21 protein-coding genes are annotated in these 20,956 nt (G+C 67.8%); 9 read left to right on the top strand and 12 right to left on the bottom strand.

Features of this window, described 5'->3' with window-relative positions; all coding sequences use genetic code 11:
• Nucleotides 1-12 precede the first annotated feature (12 nt).
• Nucleotides 13-1,656 carry a diguanylate cyclase domain-containing protein gene (locus ACIGKL_RS19130; protein ID WP_397488039.1) on the top strand — a complete coding sequence of 548 codons (1,644 nt, stop codon included), beginning with the start codon at nucleotides 13-15 and terminating at the stop codon, nucleotides 1,654-1,656.
• Here ACIGKL_RS19130 and ACIGKL_RS19125 read toward each other — a convergent pair.
• From ACIGKL_RS19125 to ACIGKL_RS19110, 4 genes are all read right to left on the bottom strand, one after another.
• On the bottom strand, nucleotides 1,646-3,301 hold the full coding sequence (locus tag ACIGKL_RS19125; RefSeq protein WP_397488038.1) for a GMC family oxidoreductase: 1,656 nt from the start codon (nucleotides 3,299-3,301) through the stop codon (nucleotides 1,646-1,648). The two genes, ACIGKL_RS19130 and ACIGKL_RS19125, sit on opposite strands and share 11 nt — an antisense overlap.
• Before the next feature lie 100 nt (nucleotides 3,302-3,401).
• Nucleotides 3,402-4,124, bottom strand: a complete 723-nt coding sequence (locus ACIGKL_RS19120) for a tellurite resistance TerB family protein (protein WP_397488037.1) — start codon at nucleotides 4,122-4,124, stop codon at nucleotides 3,402-3,404.
• Nucleotides 4,125-4,287: 163 nt separating this feature from the next.
• Entirely contained in the window at nucleotides 4,288-6,003 is a 1,716-nt protein-coding gene (recJ, locus tag ACIGKL_RS19115) for a single-stranded-DNA-specific exonuclease RecJ (RefSeq protein ID WP_397488036.1), read from the bottom strand.
• Between the two features lie 47 nt (nucleotides 6,004-6,050).
• The gene (locus tag ACIGKL_RS19110) at nucleotides 6,051-6,578 is read right to left on the bottom strand and encodes a winged helix DNA-binding protein (RefSeq protein WP_397488035.1); all 528 of its coding nucleotides are present in this window, start codon (nucleotides 6,576-6,578) and stop codon (nucleotides 6,051-6,053) included.
• A gap of 210 nt (nucleotides 6,579-6,788) precedes the next feature.
• On the opposite strand from ACIGKL_RS19110, the gene ACIGKL_RS19105 reads away from it, so the two are divergent.
• From ACIGKL_RS19105 to ACIGKL_RS19085, 5 genes are all read left to right on the top strand, one after another.
• Nucleotides 6,789-7,538, top strand: a complete 750-nt coding sequence (locus tag ACIGKL_RS19105; RefSeq protein ID WP_397488034.1) for a 5-oxoprolinase subunit PxpA — start codon at nucleotides 6,789-6,791, stop codon at nucleotides 7,536-7,538.
• Nucleotides 7,535-8,239 carry a 5-oxoprolinase subunit PxpB gene (gene pxpB, locus ACIGKL_RS19100; protein ID WP_397488033.1) on the top strand — a complete coding sequence of 235 codons (705 nt, stop codon included), beginning with the start codon at nucleotides 7,535-7,537 and terminating at the stop codon, nucleotides 8,237-8,239. Before ACIGKL_RS19105 ends, pxpB begins: the two co-directional genes overlap by 4 nt.
• A complete protein-coding gene (locus tag ACIGKL_RS19095; protein ID WP_397488032.1) occupies nucleotides 8,236-9,180 on the top strand; it encodes a biotin-dependent carboxyltransferase family protein in 945 nt (314 codons plus the stop codon). The genes pxpB and ACIGKL_RS19095 overlap by 4 nt, the downstream gene beginning before the upstream one ends.
• Entirely contained in the window at nucleotides 9,177-9,965 is a 789-nt protein-coding gene (locus ACIGKL_RS19090) for a putative hydro-lyase (protein WP_397488031.1), read from the top strand. Before ACIGKL_RS19095 ends, ACIGKL_RS19090 begins: the two co-directional genes overlap by 4 nt.
• A 103-nt stretch (nucleotides 9,966-10,068) precedes the next feature.
• Nucleotides 10,069-11,295: an NRAMP family divalent metal transporter gene (locus ACIGKL_RS19085; RefSeq protein ID WP_397488030.1), complete on the top strand. Its 1,227-nt coding sequence runs from the start codon at nucleotides 10,069-10,071 to the stop codon at nucleotides 11,293-11,295.
• A gap of 15 nt (nucleotides 11,296-11,310) precedes the next feature.
• Here ACIGKL_RS19085 and ACIGKL_RS19080 read toward each other — a convergent pair whose 3' ends face one another.
• Nucleotides 11,311-11,853 (bottom strand): YaeQ family protein, encoded by a 543-nt coding sequence (locus tag ACIGKL_RS19080; protein WP_397488029.1) that lies wholly within the window; start codon nucleotides 11,851-11,853, stop codon nucleotides 11,311-11,313.
• A 132-nt stretch (nucleotides 11,854-11,985) separates the two neighbouring features.
• Between ACIGKL_RS19080 and ACIGKL_RS19075 the strand changes: the two genes are divergently transcribed.
• Nucleotides 11,986-13,185, top strand: coding sequence for a CaiB/BaiF CoA transferase family protein (locus ACIGKL_RS19075; RefSeq protein ID WP_397488028.1), 1,200 nt, complete (start codon nucleotides 11,986-11,988; stop codon nucleotides 13,183-13,185).
• A gap of 4 nt (nucleotides 13,186-13,189) precedes the next feature.
• Nucleotides 13,190-13,441 carry a hypothetical protein gene (locus ACIGKL_RS19070; protein WP_397488027.1) on the top strand — a complete coding sequence of 84 codons (252 nt, stop codon included), beginning with the start codon at nucleotides 13,190-13,192 and terminating at the stop codon, nucleotides 13,439-13,441.
• A gap of 217 nt (nucleotides 13,442-13,658) precedes the next feature.
• Here the strand turns inward: ACIGKL_RS19070 and thrC are convergent, their stop codons facing one another.
• From thrC to xerD, 4 genes are all read right to left on the bottom strand, one after another.
• Nucleotides 13,659-15,068, bottom strand: a complete 1,410-nt coding sequence (thrC, locus tag ACIGKL_RS19065; RefSeq protein WP_397488026.1) for a threonine synthase — start codon at nucleotides 15,066-15,068, stop codon at nucleotides 13,659-13,661.
• A gap of 57 nt (nucleotides 15,069-15,125) precedes the next feature.
• On the bottom strand, nucleotides 15,126-16,430 hold the full coding sequence (locus tag ACIGKL_RS19060) for a homoserine dehydrogenase (protein ID WP_397488025.1): 1,305 nt from the start codon (nucleotides 16,428-16,430) through the stop codon (nucleotides 15,126-15,128).
• Between the two features lie 247 nt (nucleotides 16,431-16,677).
• Nucleotides 16,678-17,403, bottom strand: a complete 726-nt coding sequence (locus tag ACIGKL_RS19055; protein WP_397488024.1) for a thioredoxin fold domain-containing protein — start codon at nucleotides 17,401-17,403, stop codon at nucleotides 16,678-16,680.
• 91 nt (nucleotides 17,404-17,494) lie between these two features.
• A complete protein-coding gene (gene xerD / locus ACIGKL_RS19050; protein ID WP_397488023.1) occupies nucleotides 17,495-18,391 on the bottom strand; it encodes a site-specific tyrosine recombinase XerD in 897 nt (298 codons plus the stop codon).
• A 209-nt stretch (nucleotides 18,392-18,600) separates the two neighbouring features.
• Between xerD and ACIGKL_RS19045 the strand changes: the two genes are divergently transcribed.
• A complete protein-coding gene (locus ACIGKL_RS19045; RefSeq protein WP_397488022.1) occupies nucleotides 18,601-19,281 on the top strand; it encodes a hypothetical protein in 681 nt (226 codons plus the stop codon).
• Here ACIGKL_RS19045 and ACIGKL_RS19040 read toward each other — a convergent pair.
• From ACIGKL_RS19040 to trmD, 3 genes are all read right to left on the bottom strand, one after another.
• A complete protein-coding gene (locus ACIGKL_RS19040) occupies nucleotides 19,265-19,702 on the bottom strand; it encodes an acyl-CoA thioesterase (protein ID WP_397488021.1) in 438 nt (145 codons plus the stop codon). The genes ACIGKL_RS19045 and ACIGKL_RS19040 overlap by 17 nt on opposite strands.
• A 115-nt stretch (nucleotides 19,703-19,817) precedes the next feature.
• Nucleotides 19,818-20,168 carry a 50S ribosomal protein L19 gene (gene rplS, locus ACIGKL_RS19035; RefSeq protein WP_021446146.1) on the bottom strand — a complete coding sequence of 117 codons (351 nt, stop codon included), beginning with the start codon at nucleotides 20,166-20,168 and terminating at the stop codon, nucleotides 19,818-19,820.
• Nucleotides 20,169-20,210: 42 nt separating this feature from the next.
• Complete coding sequence (gene trmD / locus ACIGKL_RS19030; RefSeq protein WP_021446147.1) at nucleotides 20,211-20,954, bottom strand: tRNA (guanosine(37)-N1)-methyltransferase TrmD; 744 nt, start codon at nucleotides 20,952-20,954, stop codon at nucleotides 20,211-20,213.
• Between the last annotated feature and the right edge of the window lie 2 nt (nucleotides 20,955-20,956).

Raw genomic sequence — 20,956 nt, 5'->3', positions numbered from 1 at the left:
AAGTCCCCTCTTATGCCCGCATCGCACAGCCTGCGCAGCCGTATCGCCCTCCTTATCGCCCTCCTGGTCGGCGCCCTCAGCTGGCTGCTGGGCACCCTGATAGGCCAGCACAGCAGTCAGCAGATTCGCCAGGAAGTCGGCCGCGACCTGGCGGAAATGTCCTACGTCATGGTCGACCGCCTGGATCGCGACATGGCCGCCCGCGCTGCCGTGCTGCGGGTGCTGGGCAGCCTGCAGGCGCTGCGCCAGCCGGACGATATCGGCGAGGTACGGCGCCTGCTCGACAGCCTGCAGCAGGAAATACCCAGCATCGCCTGGATCGGCTTCACCGATCCGCAGGGCCAGGTGCTGGCCTCCAGCGACGGCGTGCTGGAAGGCGCCAGCATCGCCCAGCGCCCGGTTTATCTGGAGGGCCGCCAGGGCCTGTTCATCGGCGACGTGCACGAGGCGCTGCTGCTGGCCAAGCTGCTGCCCAACCCCAGCGGCGAGGCGATGAAGTTCGTCGACATCAGCCTGCCGGTGCTGGCCGGCGACGGCAGCCTGAGCGGCGTGCTGGCCTGCCACCTGTCCTGGGGCTGGGCCGACGAGGTGCGCCAGTCGATCCTCGGGCCCATGCAGGATCGCCGCAACGTCGAGTTCTTCGTCATCGGCCAGGACCGCGACATCATCCTCGGCCCGCGCGCGATGATCGGCCAGCGCCTGCAACTGCCGGCGCTGGACGAGCTGGCCCCGGGCAACAGCCAATGGGCGGTGCAGCAGTGGCCGGACGGCGTCGACTACCTCACCGGCCTGACCCTGAGCCAGGGCTACCGCGACTACCCCGGCCTGGGCTGGACCGTGGTGGCGCGCCGGCCGCTGGAGCAGGCCTACGCCCCGGCGCGCAGCTTGCTATTCAGCATCCTGCTGTGGGGCAGCGGCCTGGCCCTGCTGTTCGCCGTGCTCGGTTGGCTGCTCAGCGGCTATTTCATCCGCCCGCTGCGGCAGATCGCCGACGCCGCCGATCGCCTCAGCGCCGGCGAAATCAGCGAGATTCCCGACCTGCGCGGCAGCCGCGAGATCGAGCAACTGAGCCAGTCGATCCGCCATCTGGTAGAAAGCCTGACCCAACAGCAGACCGCCCTCGGCGCCATGGAGACCCTGGCCCACCACGACTCCCTCACCGGCCTGCCCAACCGCATGGCGCTGGAGAAATTCCTGCCCCAGGCGCAGCAGCGCGCGCGCCTGCAGCAGGGCTGCCTGGCCCTGCTCTATCTCGACCTGGACGGGTTCAAGCCGGTCAACGACAGCTTCGGCCACGCCGCCGGCGACCACCTGCTGCGCGAAATCGCCCAGCGCCTGCGTCATTGCCTGCGCGACGGCGACATGGTGGCGCGCCTGGGCGGCGACGAATTCCTCATGGTGCTGCAGGTGCCCGGCCAGGAGGCACTGCAGCAGGCCAGCCTGGTCGCCGAGCGGGCCATCGCCGCGCTCGGCCAGCCGGTGCTGCTGGAAGTGGGGCGCGTCGCCATCGGCTGCAGCATCGGCGGCGCGATCTGGCCGCTGGATCACGCCGAGCTGGGCGAGGCCCTGCAGCTGGCCGACCAGGCGCTGTACCGGGCCAAGCAGGGCGGGCGCAATCGCGCCGAGTTCCAGCACCAGGCGGCGCTCAGTCGATAACCGCGACAGCCCGAGGCGACGCAGCCTGCACCGGTCGCCGCGCATCCTCGGCGATCAGCGCGGCGGCCTTCTCGGCAATCATCAGCACCGGCGAGCAGGTGTTGCCGGAGACGATGCTCGGCATGATCGAGGCATCGGCGATGCGCAGCCCGGCGATGCCGTGCACGCGCAGACGGGCATCGACCACCGCGTCGCGGCCCTGGCCCATGGCGCAGGTGCCCACCGGGTGGAAGATGGTGGTGCCGATCTCCCCCGCCGCCCGCTGCAGATCGTCCTCGCTGCGATAATCCGCCCCCGGCTTGTACTCCTGCGGGCTATAGGGCGCCAGCGCCGGCGCGGCGACGATGCGCCGGGTCAGGCGGATGGCGTCGGCCGCCACCTGCAGGTCGCGTTCGTCGCTCAGGTAGTTGGGCCGGATCGACGGCGCGACGCCGGCCTCCGCCGCGGCGATCTCGATGCGCCCGCGGCTGTGCGGACGCAGGTTGCACACCGAGGCGGTGAAGGCCGGGAAATCGTGCAACGGCTCGCCGAATCGCTCCAGCGACAGCGGCTGCACGTGGTACTGCAGGTTGGCGCGGGCCTGGCCGGGGTTGGATTTGGCGAAGGCGCCGAGCTGGCTGGGCGCCATCGACAATGGCCCGCTGCGCCTGAGCAGGTACTCTAGGCCCATGCCCAGCTTGCCCCAGGGGCTGGCGGCGATGCGGTTGAGCGTCTTCACCCCGCTGACGCGGTAGATCAGGCGCAGCTGCAGGTGATCCTGCAGGTTCGCGCCGACCCCGGGCAGCTCATGCCGCACGCCGATGCCCAAGCGCTCGAGCAAGGGCCTGGGGCCGATGCCCGAGCGCTGCAGCAGCGCCGGAGTGCCGACCGCGCCGGTGCACAGGATGATCTCGCGACGCGCCGCCACGCCGAGCGTGCGCCCCTGCCAACGCAGCTGCAGGGTGCGCGCCCGCCCCTCGGCCAGTTCCAGGCGCTCGACCTCGGCGCCGGTCAGCACCTGCAGGTTGGCGCGCTGGCGGATACCGCGCAGAAACGCCTTGGACGCATTCCAGCGCACGCCGCGCCGCTGGTTGACCTGAAAGTAGCTGCAGCCCTCGTTGTCGCCGCCGTTGAAGTCCTCGACGCTGGCGATACCGCTCTGCGCCGCGGCCTCGCGAAAGGCCTCGAGGATCTCCCAGGACAGCCGCTGGCGCTCGACCCGCCACTCGCCGGCGCCGCCGTGCAGCGCGCTGGCGCCGGCGAAGTGGTTTTCCGTGCGCTTGAACAGCGGCAGCACGTCGCGCCAGGCCCAGCCGGGATTGCCCGCCGCGGCCCAGGCGTCGTAGTCGGCGGCCTGGCCGCGCATATAGATCATGCCGTTGATCGACGAGCTGCCGCCGAGCACCCGCCCGCGCGGGTACTTCAGCGCGCGGCCGTGCAGGCCGGGCTCGGCCTCGGTGCTGTAGCACCAATCGGTACGCGGGTTGCCGATGCAGTAGAGGTAACCGACCGGAATATGGATCCAGGGGTGGTTGTCGCGCCCGCCGGCCTCGATCAGCAGCACGCTGACGCCGGGATCGGCGGATAGGCGGTTGGCCAGCAGGCAGCCGGCAGGGCCGGCACCGACGATCAGGTAGTCGTAACTGTCCAGGGGCGGCTGCGCCATGAGATCCTCGCGGGTCGTGTCCATCGAACCGGCAGACTAACCAGTGTTGACGCCGCGATGAATGATCTTTTGGTCTGACGGCCCCACCCGGCGCCCAGACTCAGACCGCGCTCAGTTCGACCCGCACCTGGGCTTCCAGCTCGCGCTTGAGCGCCGGGTCGAGCTTGAGCTGGCGGGACAACTCCTCGAGGTAGGCACGCTCCATAAAGTGCTCCTCGTCCACCATCAGCACGCTGGCGATATACATTTCCGCGGCCATTTCCGGCGTGGCGGCGGCGCGCGCGACGTCGGCCGGATCCAGCGGCTTGTTCAGTTCGGCGTGCAGCCACTGCTGCAGCTCGGCGTCCTGCGCCAGCTTGCCCAGCTCCTCTTCGATCAATTGGCGCTCGCGCTGGTCGACATGGCCGTCGGCCTTGGCGGCGGCCACCAGCGCCTTGAGGATGGCGCGGCTGTGCTGCTCGACCTGCGGCGCCGGCAGGCGATCCAGGGTCTGCGGCTCCACCGGCTGCGGGCCACCCTGGGCGGCCTGCTGCGCCTGCCAGTTGCCGTAGGCCTTGTAGGCGATCACGCCGAGCGCGGCCAGGCCGCCATAGGTCAGCGCCTTGCCGCCCATCTTGCGCGCCTTCTTGTTGCCCAGCAGCAGGCCTACCGCGCCGGCGGCCAGGGCGCCGCCACCGGCCCCGGAGAGCAGGCTGCCGAGGCCGCCGCCGGAAAGCAGCCCGCCCAGGCCGCCGGCGCTGCCCTGGGTCTGACCGGAGGAGGATTTCTGCATGGCCTGCTGGCCGGCCTTGAGCAGTTGGTCGAGCAGATTGCTGGTGTTCATCGCGGGTTCTCCTGAGGGTGGGCGGCGTAGCATCCGACCCTGGCCGTGCAGGGAAATTCCGGATGTTCCAGGCGCCCGCACTGGGCGCTGGCGCCAGGAGTTTCTAGCAGAGTTCGGCGGCGCCGGCCGACACCTTTGGTTACAGCGGATTTCGCCCTGTCCCTCAGCGCGGGGCGATATGCGCCACCAGCAGCTGCACGCTCTCGTTGCCGCGGAACTCGTTGAGGTCGAGCTTGTAGGCCAGCTCGGCCCAGCGCACGGTGGGATTGGGCCAGACCTCGCGGTCGATGTTGAAGGCGATGCCGTCGAGCTGCACGCTGCCGCATTCGGTCTTGAGCACCAGCTTGAGGTGACGTTCGCCGACGATGCGTTGCTGGACGATCTGGAACAGGCCATGAAACAGCGGCTCGGGGAAATGCTGGCCCCAGGGCCCGGCATTGCGCAGGGCGCGGGCCAGCTCCAGGTGGAACTCGGTGGCGTCGAGCTGGCCGTCGGAGAGCAGGCGCCCGGTCAGGTCGTCCTCGCTGAGCTGGCGGCGCACCTCGGCGTCGAAGGCGGCGGCGAAGGCGCCGAAATGTTCCTGCGGCAGCGACAGCCCGGCGGCCATGGCATGCCCGCCGAACTTGCTGATCAGCCCCGGGTGCTTGGCCGCCACGGCGTCCAGCGCATCGCGGATATGCAGCCCCGGCACCGAGCGCGCCGAGCCCTTGAGCAGGCCGTCGCCGGCATCGGCGAAGGCGATGGCCGGGCGGTGGTAACGTTCCTTCAGGCGCGAGGCGAGGATGCCGATCACCCCCTGGTGCCAGTCGGCCTCGAACAGGCACAGGCCGAACGGCATGTCGTGCAGCGGCAAGTCCTTGAGCTGGGCCAGGGCCTCGCGCTGCATGCCCTGCTCGATGGCCTTGCGATCCTGGTTGAGCTGATCGAGCTGTACCGCCATGTCGCGGGCCAGCGCCTCGTCGTCGCACAGCAGGCATTCGATCCCCAGGCTCATGTCGTCCAGCCGGCCGGCCGCATTCAGCCGCGGGCCGAGGATGAAACCCAGATCGGTGGAAGTGATGCGCCGATGGTCGCGCCCGGCGACTTCGAGGATCGCGCGCAGCCCCGGCCGCGCCCGCCCGGCACGAATCCGCGCCAGGCCCTGGTGCACCAGGATGCGGTTGTTGGCATCCAGCGGCACCACGTCGGCGACGCTGCCCAGGGCCACCAGGTCGAGCAGCTCGCCCAGATTCGGTTCCGCCCGACCTGCCCGGGCGAACCAGTCCAGCTCGCGCAGGCGCGCGCGCAGCGCCAGCAGCACATAGAACATCACCCCGACGCCGGCCATGGCCTTGCTCGGGAAGTCGCAGCCCGGCTGGTTGGGATTGACGATGGCATCGGCCGCCGGCAGCTCCGAGCCCGGCAGGTGGTGATCGGTGACCAGCACCTTGAGCCCGGCGGCCTTGGCCGCGGCCACGCCGTCGACGCTGGAGATGCCGTTGTCCACCGTCAGCAGCAGGTCGGGCTGGCGCTGCAGCGCCACGGCGACGATTTCCGGGGTCAGGCCGTAGCCGTATTCGAAGCGGTTCGGCACCAGGTAATCGACATGCGCGGCGCCGAGCAGGCGCAGGCCGAGCACACCGACGGAGCTGGCGGTGGCGCCGTCGGCATCGAAGTCGCCGACGATAAGGATGCGCTGGCGCTGCTGCAGCGCCTCGACCAGCAACTGCACCGCCGCCTCGATGCCCTTGAGCTGCTGGTAGGGAATCAGCCGCGCCAGGCCCTTGTCCAGCTCCTCGGCGGACTGCACGCCGCGGGCGGCATAGAGACGGGTCAGCAGCGGCGGCAGGTTGCCCAGGTCGGGCAGGCTTGCGGGTAACGGGCGAAGGTCGATGCGCATGGCGGTTCCGGGATGGCGCGCGCGTCAGCGGACGCGCTGCACTTGGGTCAAAGCGAAGTGGCGGCGCGGGCGGCCTGGTCGTAGAGGCCGGACATGGCCCTGAGCATGCCGGCCAGGCGATGGATTTCCTCGGGGTCGATATTGAGGTTCTCGAACGAGGCGATCAGGCATTCGCGGCGGATGTCGGCGTACTCCTGGCACAGGGCGCGACCTTTCTCGGTGGTGCGGTAGAACATCTCCTTGCCCTGCTTCTCGCCTTCCACCAGCGCCAGCTTGGCCAGCTTCTTCAGCGCGTAGGTGACGGTATGGGTGTCTTCGATGTTCAGCAGCAGGCAGATATCGGCCTGGCGCTTGGCGCGGTCGCGGCTGGTCAGGCTGTGCAGCACCATCACGTCCAGGGCGTTCATCTCCACCTCGCCGGCGGCGCGCATGCAGCGCCCCATCCAGCGCAGGAAGGCGTTGCTGGAAATGATGATGGCGAATTCGAGCTCGGAGAGCTCCTGCGACTGCTCGGCCAGGTGGGCCGACGCCACGATGGGCGAGCGCGGGGAACGGGCAGATTTGGCGTCAACCATCTTGCGATCCATGACTGCGGACGGCCGCCGAGGCCGCGGGTGAAAGTTGGGTGGCAAGCATACAGCAAAGCACGAGCGCCACGGACGGCGACCGTTCGGTAGGTTTTTTAAAAAATATATTGATGTTTTATCGATATTTTATCATCGTCATGTCAACGAGATTCCCAACCCGAAGCTTCGGGCCACGCCAAAAACAACCAGAGGATCCCGATGAGCCGCCTGCTCCTGAATTGTGATATCGGCGAAAGCTACGGTGCCTGGACCATGGGTCTGGACGCCGAGGTGATGCCCTTCATCGACTGCGCCAACGTCGCCTGCGGCTTCCACGCCTCGGAACCGCTGACCATGCGCCGCACCGTGGCGCTGGCCGTCGAGCACGGCGTGCGCATCGGCGCCCACCCCGCCTACCCCGACCTGGCCGGTTTCGGCCGCCGCTCGATGGCCTGCAGCCCGGACGAGATAGAAGCCATGCTGCTCTATCAGATCGGCGCCCTCGACGGCATCTGCCGTGCCCACGGCGCGCGGGTCGGCTACGTCAAACCGCACGGCGCGCTGTACAACGACATGATGCGCGAGCCGGCCAAGCTGCGCGCGGTGATGCGCGCCGTCGCCGCCTACGACGCCAGCCTGCCGCTGATGCTGATGGCCACCCGCGACGACCGGGCGGCGCAGGCCATGGCCGACGAACTGGGCCTGCAGCTGTGGTTCGAGGTGTTCGCCGACCGCGCCTACGATGCCGCCGGCATGCTGCTGGCGCGCCACCTGCCCGGCGCGGTGCACCATGGTGCCGACGCCATAGTCGCCCAGGCCGTGGCCCTGGCGCGCGGCGAGGCGCTGTACGCCAGCGACGGCAGCGCCCTGCAACTGCGCGCCAACACCCTGTGCGTGCATGGCGACAACGCCGCCTCGGTGGCGGCGGTGCAGCGCATTCGCGCCGCCTTGCAGAGCCTGCCGGCATGACCCCGCGCATCGAGGTGGTCGGCATCGACTGCCTGATCCTGCGCCTGTTCGAGCGGATCGAGGAAAGCAACATGCCCTGGTTGCTGGCCGCCGGCGAGCGCCTGCGCGCCGCCTTCGGCCCGGCGCTGGTGGACCTGGTGCCCTCCTACACCACCCTGCTGCTGCACTACGACCTGCAGCAACTGGACGACCGCCAGGCCCGTGCGCGGATCGCCCAGGCCTTCGACAACCTGGCTCCGCAGGCCGACACCAACGGCCGCGAGCTGCAGATCCCGGTGTGGTACCACCCCAGCGTCGGCCCCGAACTGGCGCTGCTCGGCCAGCGCAGCGGGCTGGGCATCGGCGGCGTGATCGAGCGCCACAGCGCACGCAGCTACCAGGTGTTCGCCCTGGGTTTCGCCCCCGGTTTCGCCTTTATGGGGTTGGTCGACGAATGCCTGGCCAGCCCGCGCCTGAGCACCCCGCGCCAGCGCGTGGCGGCCGGCAGCCTGGGCATCGCCGACCGCCAGACCGCGATCTACCCGCTGGTTTCCCCCGGCGGCTGGAACCTTATCGGACGCAGCCCGAGTCAACTGTTCGACCGCCGGCTGGACGGCTACAGCCTGCTGCGCCCGGGCGACCGGGTGCGTTTCGTGGCCATCGAACGCGACGAGTTCGTGCGCCTGGGCGGCGACGACAGCCCCTTCGAGGAGACGCCATGAGCCTGTTGATCGAACGCAGCGGCGCCCTCGCCAGCCTGCAGGACGGCGGCCGCTTCGGCGTGCGCCACCTCGGCGTGACCCAGGGCGGCAGCGCCGACTGGTGCTCGCACCACTGGGCCAACTGGCTGCTGGGCAACCCGCTGGCGGCGCCGGTGATCGAGATCGTCCTGGGCAATTTCGAGCTGCTCGCCGAGCGCGACGGCTGCCTGGCGCTGACCGGCGCCGACCTCGGCGCCAGCCTCGACGGCCAGCCGCTGGCGCCTGGGCGCAGCTTTCGCATCGGCAAGGGCCAGCGCCTGCGCTTCGCCCAGCCGCGCCAGGGCGTGCGCGCCTACCTGGCGGCGCCCGGCGGCTTTCGCGCCGAAGCGGTGCTGGGCAGTTGCGCCACGGTGCGCCGTGAAGCGCTCGGCGGCCTGCACGGCGACGGCCGCCCGTTGACCGCCGGTGACTGCCTGCAGTGGCAGGGCCCGGCGCCGGCGCCACGCGCCCTGGCCGCCGCGCAGATCGCCCGGTTCGACGGCGATGCCCTGCTGCCGGTGATCCTCGGCGCGCAGGTCGGCGACTTCAGCGGGCAAAGCCTGTTCGATGCGTTCAACCTCGAGTGGCGGGTCGACCCGCGCGCCGACCGCATGGGCATCCGTCTGAGCGGCCCGCTGCTGCAGTGCGCGCGCCAGTCGATGGTGTCCGAGGGCGTGCCGCTGGGGGCGATCCAGGTGCCCAGCGACGGCCAGCCCATCGTCCTGCTCAACGACCGCCAGACCATCGGCGGCTACCCGCGCCTGGGCGCCCTCACCCCGCTGGCGGTGGCGCGTCTGGCGCAATGCCTGCCCGGCAGCCGGGTGCGCCTGCGGCCCATCGCCCTGGACCAGGCGCAGCGCCAGCAGCGCCGGTTGCTGGCCGAATGGCAGCGTTCCCCCCAGGCCGCGGAGGCCACGCCATGAACCTCGCCGACCTGTCGCCGGCGCAACTGCGCCAGCGGATTCGCCAGGGCGCCTTCGCCGGCCCGACCGCCGGCCTGGCCAACGGCTATGCCCAGGCCAACCTGCTGGTCGTGCGCCGCGAACTGGCGTTCGACTTCCTCCTGTTCTGCCAGCGCAACCCCAAGGCCTGCCCGCTGCTGGAGGTGACCGACCCCGGCTCGTTCGAGCCGCGGCGCATCGCTCCCGGCGCCGACATTCGCCACGACCTGCCGAAATACCGCATCTACCGGCACGGCGTGCTGGAGCAGGAAGTCGCCGACATCACGCCCTTCTGGGAGGACGACATGCTGGCGTTCCTGATCGGTTGCAGCTTCAGCTTCGAAGGCGCCCTGCTGGCCAACGGCATTCCCGTGCGCCACATCGAGGACGGCCACAACGTGCCGATGTACCGCAGCAACCTGCCCTGCGTGGCGGCCGGCAGCCTCGCCGGGCCGATGGTGGTGAGCATGCGGCCGATGCCGGCCGCCCTGGCGATCCGCGCCACCCAGCTGACCTCGCGCTTTCCCGCCGTGCACGGCGCCCCCGTACATATCGGCGACCCGCGACAGATCGGCATCGCCGACCTCGAACGCCCCGACTTCGGCGACCCCGCGCAACTGCGCGAGGGCGAAGTACCGGTGTTCTGGGCCTGCGGGGTGACGCCCCAGGCCGTGGTCATGCAGGCCAAGCCGGCCCTGGCGATCAGCCACGCCCCTGGGCACATGTTTATCAGCGACCTGCGCGACGAGCAGCTGGCGCTGATCTGAGTCAGCCAAAACAACAACACGCGGTTGCCTGACCGCCAGCCCGTCAGACGGGCGCTTCACCTACCTGCCCAGACACCAAGAACAACAGCGAGAAGGTAACCCCATGCAATCGACCCAGACCCTTGCCGGCAGTGCGCCCGGCAGCCAGCGCAATGTCCTTCGCGGCGCCGTGTTCATCATGGCGACCTCCTCCATCGGCCCGGCCTTTCTGACCCAGACCTCGCTGTTCACCGAGAAGTACCTGGCCAGTTTCGCTTTCGCCATCGTCATCTCGCTGCTGATCGACATCGGCGCCCAGCTCAATATCTGGCGGGTGATCACCGTCGCCAACCTGCGCGGCCAGGACGTCGCCAACCGCGTGCTACCGGGTGTCGGCCACCTGATCTCGGCCTTTATCGTGCTCGGCGGCATTGCCTTCAACATCGGCAACATCGGCGGCGCCGGCCTGGCCATGAACGTGATCTTCGGCATCCCGCCGATTCTCGGCTCGCTGATCGCCGCCGTGCTGATCATCGCCATTTTCATGCTGCGCAACGCCAAGCGGGTGATGGACGGGCTGATGCAGCTATTCGGCCTGGTGATGCTGTGCATGATCGGCTACGCCATGCTGCAGTCCAATCCGCCGCTGCAGGAAGCCCTGTTGCGCAGCATCCAGCCGGACGATCCACTGATCCTGCTGCTGCCGATCATCACCCTGGTCGGCGGCACCGTCGGCGGCTACATCTCCTTCTCCGGCGGCCACCGCCTGGTAGAGGCCGGCATTACCGGCGTGGAGAACGTTGGCGTGGTCACCCGCGCCGCGGTCACCGGCATCCTCACCACCGGCGTGGTACGCATCTGTCTGTTCCTCGCCGCGCTCGGCGTGGTCAGCCAGGGCCTGGCGCTGGACCCGAGCAACCCAGCCGCCTCGGTGTTCGCCCACGCCATGGGCACGGTCGGCTACAAGGTGTTCGGCGTGGTGCTGCTGGCCGCGGCGCTGTCCTCGGTGATCGGCGCCGCCTACACCAGCGTCAGCTTCATGTATTCGCTGCACCCGAGCATCCGCAGGCACAACCAGCGCATGGTGATCGCCTTTATCGCCTGCTCCACGCTGATCTACAGCCTGGTCGGGCAACCGGTGAAGGTGTTGGTGGTGGCGGGCGCGCTGAATGCCCTGGTGCTGCCGCTGGCGCTGGGCTGCATTCTGTGGGCGGCGAAGAAGCCGAGCATCGTCGGCCAGGACTACCAGCACCCGCACTGGATGCTGGCCTTCGGCGTTCTGGCCATAGTCGCCACGGCGGTGGGCGTTGGCCTGTCGTTCAATGCGTTGCTGCAGTTCTGGCAATCCTGACGACTGCGAGCCGCCTCAGCCGCGCTCGCCGGCCAGCCACTCCAGGGGAATCTCGTGCTGGCCGCGTTCGTCGGTGACGAACAACTCGCCGTCGCTGATCATCAGGCTCCAGGACAGCGAGCGCGGCAGGTCCAGCGCCAGGTCGGCCAAGGCCTCCTGGCCGAGGGCGACCACGTTGATGTTCTTCAGGCTGCGCACCGGATCGAGGCATTTGCCCTGCCACACGCGCAGATTGCCATAGGCCACCAGGCTGAACTTCTCGGTACGCCGCGAGCACCAGGTGATGCGCTCGCTGTCCGGCTGGCCGACCTCGATCCAGTGCAGCACGCGGTCGTCCAGGCTCTTCTCCCACAGCGCCGGCTCGTCGACGTCCGACAGGCCGCGGCCGAAGGCCAACTGCTCGTGATAGAACAGCGCGTAGGCGATCAGCCGCGCGGCCAGGCGTTCCTCGGTCTCCGAAGGATGACGGGCGACGGTGAAGCGCAGGTTCTCGTAGACGCTGCGGTCCATGTCGGTGAGGTTCAGTTCGATCTTGTAGGTGGTCGATGGCAGGGCCATGGCGGGCTTCTTGGCTGGTCGTAAAGGCGGCAAGTCTACTCCGATCCGCCGGTCCGTGCCCTAGCGATGCGCCCGTGGCCAGGCCACCGCCAATGCAATAGGCTTGCAGGCATTGCAGCCACAGGAGCCACCATGAGCGCGCCCAGCCAACCCCTCGCCGGCCTGAAAGTGATCGAACTCGGCAGCCTGATCGCCGGCCCCTTCGCCGCGCGCATCTGCGCCGAGTTCGGCGCCGAGGTGATCAAGGTGGAATCGCCCGACGGCGGCGACCCGCTGCGCAAGTGGCGCAAGCTGTACGAGGGCACCTCGCTGTGGTGGTTCGTGCAGGCGCGCAACAAGCGCTCGATCACCCTTAACCTCAAGCACGAAGCCGGCCGCGAGGTACTCCGCAAGCTGTTGGCGGACGCCGATATCCTGATCGAGAACTTCCGCCCCGGCGTGCTGGAAAAGCTCGGCCTGGGCTGGGACGTGCTGCACGCGCTGAATCCCAAGCTGGTGATGGTGCGCCTGTCCGGCTTCGGCCAGAGCGGGCCGCTGAAGGATCAGCCCGGTTTCGGCGCGGTCGGCGAATCCATGGGCGGGCTGCGCTATATCACCGGCTTCGAGGACCGCCCGCCGGTGCGCACCGGCATCAGCATCGGCGACTCCATCGCCGCCCTGTGGGGCGTGATCGGCGCGCTGATGGCGCTGCGCCAACGCGAGGTCAACGGCGGCAGCGGCCAGGTGGTGGACGTGGCGCTGTACGAGGCGGTGTTCGCCATGATGGAGTCGATGGTGCCGGAGTTCGACGTGTTCGGCTTCGTGCGCGAGCGCAGCGGCAATATCATGCCCGGCATCACCCCCTCCTCCATCCACACCTGCGCCGACGGCCGGCATATCCAGATCGGCGCCAACGGCGATGCGATCTTCCAGCGTTTTATGCGCGCCATCGACCGCGCCGACCTGGCCGACGATCCGTCGCTCGCCGACAACGCCGGGCGCGATGCGCGGCGCGACGAGCTGTACGGGGTGATCGACCGCTGGGCGGCGAGCCTGCCACTGAGCGAGGTGGAAGCGCTGCTCAAGCGCGCCGAGGTGCCGGCCAGCCGCATCTACTCGGCGGCGGACATGCTCATTGATCCGCAGTTTCTCGCCCGCGAGATGTTCCTTTCGGCCAAGCTCCCCGACGGCAAGGCGTTCAAGATGCCCGGCATAGTGCCCAAGCTGTCCGACACCCCCGGCTCGGTGCAATGGACCGGCCCGACACTGGGCGAGCACAACGCCGAGGTGCTCGCCAGCCTGGGCTACGACGCCGCGCAGATCGCCGCGCTGCGCGATGCGGGCGCGATCTGAGGCCGTGGACGAGCTGCCGGAGGAGGTCCGCCGCCTGCTGCGCCTGGAGCAGCGCGAGGCGGCCATCGAGCTGCTGCGCCTGCGTCAGCGCCTGAACGAGGAAGAGGCGACCCGGCGCGTTGATCTGTATCTGGAAGAGAATCCGCCGATTCGCCCGCGCGGCCCGACCATCCTCCTCGCCAGCAAGCTCAACGCCCTGATCTGGCTGGCGCTGATCGGCCTGACCGCGCTGATCGCGCTGCTGTTCGGCGGCTGATCCAGCAATCGCCCCGTCGCTGCACTCGACCCAGGCTACGGGCTGTAGGAGCGGATTTATCCGCGAATTTCGCGGCTGAAGCCGCTCCTACGGAAGCGGGATCGGCGCATCGACACACAGTGGCGACATAGCCCCCAAAAGCCCAACAAAAAGCCGCGGGAGCATGCGCCCCGCGGCTTTTTCACTTGCAGCTTGTGGCTTGCCGCTTGCCGCTGCCTTACAGCGGCTTGCCGCGGTTGCCGTGGGCAGCGACGAACTGCTGCACGGTGTGCAGGTCATTGGCCAGCACGGTGCAGCGTTCGTCGCGCTGGAACAGGTCGGCCAGGTGCGGCGGCAGTGCAGGCACCGCGTCGATACCGGCCTTTTCCACCGCCTCGGGAAACTTGACCGGGTGCGCGGTGCCCAGCACCACCATGGGCGTGGCCAGGCTGCGCCGGCATTCGCGGGCGGCGCGCACGCCGATGGCGGTGTGCGGGTCGAGCAGCTCGCCGCACTCGGCATAGACCTCGGCGATGGTTTCGCAGGTCTGCGCGTCGTCCACCGCCAGCGAGTCGAACAGCTTGCGCGCCTCGGTCCAGCGATCGTCCTCGACGCTGAAGCCGCCGCCCTGCTTGAAGGTTTCCATCAGCCCGGCGATGGCGGCGCCGTTGCGGCCATGCAGGTCGAACAGCAGGCGCTCGAAGTTGGACGAGACCATGATGTCCATCGACGGCGACAGGGTCGGATGCAGCGTTTCTTTAACGTATTGGTTCCCGCTCATAAAGCGGTGCAGGATGTCGTTGCGGTTGGTGGCGACGATCAGCTGGCTGATCGGCAGGCCCATATTGCGCGCCAGATAGCCGGCGAAGATGTCGCCGAAGTTGCCGGTCGGCACCGAGAAGGCCACGGAACGGGCCGGGCCGCCCAGCTGCAGCGCCGCGTGGAAGTAGTAGACGATCTGGGCCATGATCCGCGCCCAGTTGATCGAGTTGACCGCCACCAGGCGAGTGCCCTTGAGGAAGCCCTGGTCGGCGAAGCTGGCCTTGACCATCTCCTGGCAGTCGTCGAAGTTGCCTTCGATGGCGATGTTGTGGATGTTCTCGCCGAGGATGGTGGTCATCTGCCGGCGCTGCACCTCGGACACGCGGTTGTGCGGGTGCATGATGAAGATGTCGACGTGCTCGCAGGCCTTGCAGCCCTCGATGGCCGCCGAGCCGGTGTCGCCGCTGGTGGCGCCCATGATCACCACGCGCTCGCCGCGCTTGCTCAGCACATGGTCGAGCAGACGCCCCAGCAGCTGCAGAGCGAAGTCCTTGAACGCCAGGGTCGGGCCGTGGAACAGCTCCAGCACCCACTCGTTGCCATTCAGCTGGCGCAGCGGCGCCACGGCGTTGTGAGCGAACACGCCATAGGTTTCCTCGAGGATCTTCTTGAAGTCGGCGTCATTGATGCTGCCGGCAACGAACGGGCGCATCACCCGGAAGGCCAGCTCGTGGTACGGCAGGCCGGCCCAGGAGGCGATCTCCTCGACGGTGAAGCGCGGCAGGTTTTCCGGCACGTAGAGGCCGCCGTCGCTGGCCAGGCCAGCCAGCAGCACGTCTTCGAAGTTCAGGGCCGGTGCCTGGCCGCGGGTACTGATATAGCGCATGGGATAAACCTTCGTTCTGCTGCACCCGCAGGCCAAGACCTGCGGGCGGACACGGGATTAGTTGAGCTGCTCGACGCGGATACGGACGATGGGCGAGGCCACGCCGTCCAGCGCTTCCATGGCGGCGATGGCATCGAGGATACGCGCCTCGACCACGCGATGGGTGACCAGAATCATCGGCACCAGGCCGTCCTGCTCCTCGGCTTCCTTCTGCATGATCGACTCGATATTGATGCCGCGCTCGGAGAGGATGCTCGCCACCTGGGCCAGCACGCCCGGATGGTCCTTGGCCTGGATGCGCAGGTAGTAGGCGCTCTCGCACTCGTCGATGGGCAGGATCGGGTGATCGGACAGCGAATCCGGCTGGAAGGCCAGGTGCGGCACGCGATTGGTCGGGTCGGTGGTCAGCGCGCGTACCACGTCCACCAGGTCGGCCACCACCGCCGAGGCGGTCGGCTCCATGCCGGCGCCGGCGCCGTAATAGAGGGTGCTGCCCACGGCATCGCCATTGACCATCACCGCGTTCATCACGCCGTTGACGTTGGCGATCAGGCGGTCGGCCGGGATCAGCGTCGGGTGCACGCGCAGCTCGAAACCGGCCTCGGTGCGGCGGGCCACGCCCAGGTGCTTGATGCGGTAGCCCAGCGCCTCGGCGTAGTTGACGTCGGCCGTGGTCAGCTTGGTGATGCCTTCGGTATAGGCCTTGTCGAACTGCAGCGGGATGCCGAAGGCGATGGAGGCGAGAATGGTCAGCTTGTGCGCGGCGTCGATGCCCTCGACGTCGAAGGTCGGGTCGGCCTCGGCGTAACCCAGCGCCTGCGCTTCCTGGAGCACGTCGTCGAAGGCGCGGCCCTTCTCGCGCATCTCGGTCAGGATGAAGTTGCCGGTGCCGTTGATGATGCCGGCCAGCCAGTTGATGCGATTGGCGGCGAGGCCCTCGCGGATCGCCTTGATCACCGGGATGCCGCCGGCCACCGCGGCCTCGAAGGCGACGATCACGCCCTTCTCGCGGGCCTTGGCGAAGATCTCGTTGCCATGCACGGCGATCAGCGCCTTGTTCGCGGTGACCACGTGCTTGCCGTTGTCGATGGCCTTGAGCACCAGATCGCGGGCCAGGCTGTAACCACCGATCAGCTCGATGACGATATCGATCTCGGGATTGCTCGCAACGGCGAACACGTCATTGGTGGTGGCGATGCCGGTAATGTCGTACTGCGGCTTGGGCGAGCGAATGGCGATCTGGGCAATCTCGATGCCGCGACCGGCGCGCCGGGTAATCTCCTCGGCGTTGCGCTTGAGTACATTCAAGGTACCGCCACCGACGGTGCCCAACCCACAGATGCCCACTTTGACCGGCTTCACACTCAATTCCCCATCAGCACTGCGTAAAACGGCCGGAGCATGCTCCGGCCGCCGAAAAGAGCCGCACATTACGAAGCGGCTGTTTGTTAGTCAATCCACGGCTCAAAGAACCTGTTCACGAGCTCGCGAGCTAGAGCTATGCAAGGCAAAAGCAGGCGAGGAAGCGCAGTTTACGAGTTGTAAATGAGCATTCCGAGCCTGCTTTTAACGCAGCAGAGCCGACGCGCAGCAGGTCGTGGACAGGTTCTTAGTTGGACTCCAGCGCAATCTTGGCCAGCTGCGGCGCCGGCTGATAACCCGGGATCATCTTGCCGTTGGCCAGGACGATGGCCGGCGTGCCGTTGACCCCGATCATCTGGCCCAACTCGTACTGCTTGGCCACCGGGTTGTCGCACTGCGCCTCGGCCACGCTCTGGCGAGTCTTGGCGCGGTTCATCGCTTCTTGCTGGTCCTTGGCGCACCAGACGTTGACCAGCTCCTGGGCCGCCGGGCTGCTCAGGCCCTGGCGCGGGAAGGCGACGTAGCGCACCTCGACGCCCAGGCGGTTGAGCTCGGGCACTTCGCTGTGCAGCTTCTGGCAGTAGCCGCAATCGGTGTCGGTGAACACGGTGATATGGGTCTTCGGCGCCTTGGGCGCGAACACCACCATTTCCTTGGCCGGAATGGCGTTGATCTGCTTGGCCACCGCGCGGCTTTCCTCGATCTCGGTGAGGTTGACCGCTTTACCGTCCTTGACCTGGAACAGGTAGCCCTGCATGAGGAACTGGCCATCGGCGCTGGTGTAGAGCTGACGCCCGCCCTTGAGCTGAACCTGATAGATGCCCGGCATCGGGCTCTCGGCGATGGCCTCGATCGGCAGGCTGGCATCCAGCGAGGTCAGGCTCTGGCGGATGGCCTGATCGGGATCGGCGGCCAGGCTGAAACTGCTGCCCAGCACCAGCGCCAGGGCAACGGAAATACGGGTCAGGGACATGAACACTCCTGTCAAACGGGGACGGGCGAAGATCGGCACAGCCTACCACAGATGGCCGGCCAGGCAGCTCGCAGGCGACCGGACGGCAAGCCTAGCCGCGCGGATGGTGCAGCGCGTGCAACTCCTGCAGGCGCGCCCTGGCGATGTGGGTGTAGATCTGCGTGGTGGACAGGTCGCTATGGCCCAGCAGCATCTGCACCACGCGCAGGTCGGCGCCATGGTTGAGCAGGTGGGTGGCGAAGGCGTGACGCAGGGTGTGTGGCGACAACGGCTTGGCGATGCCGGCCACCCGCGCCTGATGCTTGATCCGATGCCAGAAGGTCTGGCGGGTCATCTGCTCGCCGCGCAGGCTGGGGAACAGCACGTCGCTGGGTTTGCCGCCGAGCAGCAGCGGGCGCGCCTCGCGGCTGTAGCGCTCGATCCAGGCGATGGCCTCCTCGCCCAGCGGCACCAGGCGTTCCTTGCTGCCCTTGCCGAACACCCGCAGCACGCCCTGGCGCAAATTGACCTGCTCCAGGCTCAACGACACCAACTCGGTCACCCGCAGGCCACAGGCATACAGCACCTCGAGCATGGCGCGGTCGCGCAGGCCGATGGGGTCGTCCAGATCCGGCGCCTGCAGCAGCGCCTCGACGTCCGCCTCGGACAGCGACTTGGGCAGCGGCCGGCCGATCTGCGGCAACTCGACCTGCAGGCTGGGGTCTTCGCCGATCAGCCCCTCGCGCAGCAGAAAGCGGTAGAAGCCGCGCAGCCCGGAGAGAAAACGCGCGGTGGAACGCGCCTGATAGCCTTGCTCCAGGCGCCAGGCCAGGTGGTCGAGGATGGCATCGCGAGCGATATGCTGCAGCGCCAGGCCGCGCGCATCGAGCCAGGCGTTGAAGTGCTCCAGGTCGCTGCGGTAGGCGGCGCGGGTATGGGCGGACAGCCCCTTCTCGAACCACTGGGCCTCGAGGAAACGCTCGATCAGGGGATGGGACAGGGTGGCCATGAGGGCTCTTCGCAAGCAGGGGCGCCTAGTGTTCCACAGCCGAGACCGACAGGACGAGTGCAACCAATCGAAACAGCCGGACAACCGTCGGTCAGCCGCCGCACCGAGCCATACGACCAATGGCCAGACAAGCCTATCCTTGGTTGGGTGACAGCCGGAGTGGGCGGCGCCATGATTGCACCCTGCCATCACGCCACCGGTAGCGCGCCATGCCCAATCACGTCCACTCCCGTCTCGGCCAGATCCTGATCAACAAGGGTCTGATCACCTCCGCACAGCTGGACGCCGCGATCAAGGTGCAACTCGTCAGCCACAAGCGCCTGGGCGAAGTACTGATCGAGCAAGGGCTGCTGACCCAGAAGCAGCTGAGCAAGGCCCTGCAGAAGCAGAGCAAGCTGCGCCTGGCCGCCACCCTGGTGGCCGCCCTGATGAGCCCGTTCCAGATGGCCAGCGCCGACATCCAGCGACTGCAGCCGCCCAGCAGCATCAGCCGCCAGGAGACCCCGCAGGGCATGCAGGCGCTGAGCGACAGGGAAATGAGCGCGGTCAGCGCCCAGGGCCTGGACGACGCCCTGCAGGGCCTGCTGCTACGCGCCGAAAGCGGCGACGGCCTGGGCACGGTCAAGCAGCTGGCCAAACTGGTGATGCCGGTGCTGGACAACCTGGATGCCGAGACCAGCCTGCGCGACGTACGCTACGACACCGGCAAGCTGCGCTCGACGCTGAACAACGACGGCTCGTTCAACGTCAACCTGCCGAGCTCCATCGGCGAGCTGCGCTTCGACAATATCCGCGTCAAGGACGCCCCCGCCGGACAGAGCTTCGGCAGCCTCAGCCTGCACAACATCGACCTGTCGCAGGCCAGCCTGAAGATCAGCCTGCGTCCCTGACCTCCGCCTGGGGCGCAAAGCCCGGCAGCACCGGCACCGGCGTCTGCCGCTCGTCGACCGCGACGAAACTGAAACTGCCGCTGATGGCGTGCTCGCGCCCTTCCTGATACAGCCCCTCGACGAACACCTCGACCGCAACCTTGAGGCTGGTGTTGCCCACCTTGCTCACCCGCCCGACCAGCTCGACGATGGAGCCGGCGGGAATCGCATGCTTGAAGTCGATGCGGTCGCTGGACACGGTGACCAGCGGCAAGCGGCAGAACCGCGTGGCGGCGATAAAGGACACCTCGTCCATCCAGGCCAGCGCCGTGCCGCCGAACAGGGTGTTGTGGTGATTGGTACTCGGCGGGAACACCGCCTTGGTCACGCGGGTTTCCGACAGCGCGATGCGCCGCTGGATTTCTTGCTCTCTCGGACTCATGCCACTACTGCTCGCAATCGATGTGCTTCGGCCGGGCCGCGAAACCCGCCGGTCGACGGGCCCAGAAACGAAAAAAGCAGCCCGTAGGCTGCTTCTTTCAGAAAGGCGTCCGAACTTAGGACAGCTTTTCCTTGATGCGCGCGGCTTTGCCGGACAGGTCGCGCAGGTAGTACAGCTTGGCCTTGCGCACGTCGCCGCGACGCTTGACGCTCAGGCTGTCGACCAGCGGCGAGTAGGTCTGGAAGGTACGCTCGACGCCGACGCCGCTGGAGATCTTGCGCACGGTGAAGGCGCTGTTCAGGCCGCGGTTACGCTTGGCGATCACGACGCCTTCGAAGGCCTGCAGACGCTGACGGTCGCCTTCCTTCACCTTGACTTGAACGATCACGGTGTCGCCCGGGGCGAAGCTCGGGATTTCTTTGTTCATCTGCTCGGCTTCGAGCATCTGGATAATCTTGTTGGTCATGCTGCGCTCCTAAGACAAGCCTCCCGGCCTGCCATCGATACGTTAACTATCGTCCCGCTGGCGGATGTATTCCTCCAGCAGCTTCTTCTCTTCTCCAGAAAGCGAGCGGCTATCCAGAAGATCGGTGCGACGTTCCCAGGTCCGCCCAAGGGACTGCTGCAAACGCCAGCGCCGGATGTGTTCGTGGTTGCCACTAAGCAACACTTCGGGAACACGTTTATCCGCATACACCTCCGGACGGGTGTAGTGCGGGCAGTCGAGCAGGCCATCCGTAAAGGAGTCCTCCTCGGCCGAATCGGCATGACCCAATGCACCAGGCAAAAGGCGCGTCACCGCATCGATCAGCACCATGGCCGGCAGCTCACCGCCGGACAGGACGTAGTCGCCAATCGACCATTCCTCGTCGACATGCGTTTCGATGAAACGCTCGTCGATGCCTTCGTAGCGACCGGCGATCAGGATCAGTGCCTGCTCCTGCGCCAGCTCGCGGACCGCCGCCTGATTCAGACGACGCCCCTGCGGCGACAGGTAGATCACCTTCGCCGCCTCCCCCGCGGCCTGCCTGGCACTGGCCAGGGCGTCCTCGAGAGGCTTGATCTTCATCACCATCCCCGGGCCGCCGCCGAAGGGGCGGTCGTCCACCGTATGGTGGCGATCCGTGGTGTAGTCCCGCGGATTCCAGCAGTGCAGCTTGAGCAGCTCCTGCCTGACCGCACGACTGGTGATGCCGTACTCGCCGATGGCGGCAAACATTTCCGGGAACAGGGTGATGACTTCGACGCGCATAG

Origin of the sequence: Pseudomonas sp. NPDC077186 (assembly GCF_044543505.1) — a bacterium.
In the GTDB taxonomy this organism is placed as follows: Bacteria; Pseudomonadota; Gammaproteobacteria; order Pseudomonadales; family Pseudomonadaceae; genus Aquipseudomonas.
This window is presented reverse-complemented; position numbering and strand designations above follow the sequence as displayed.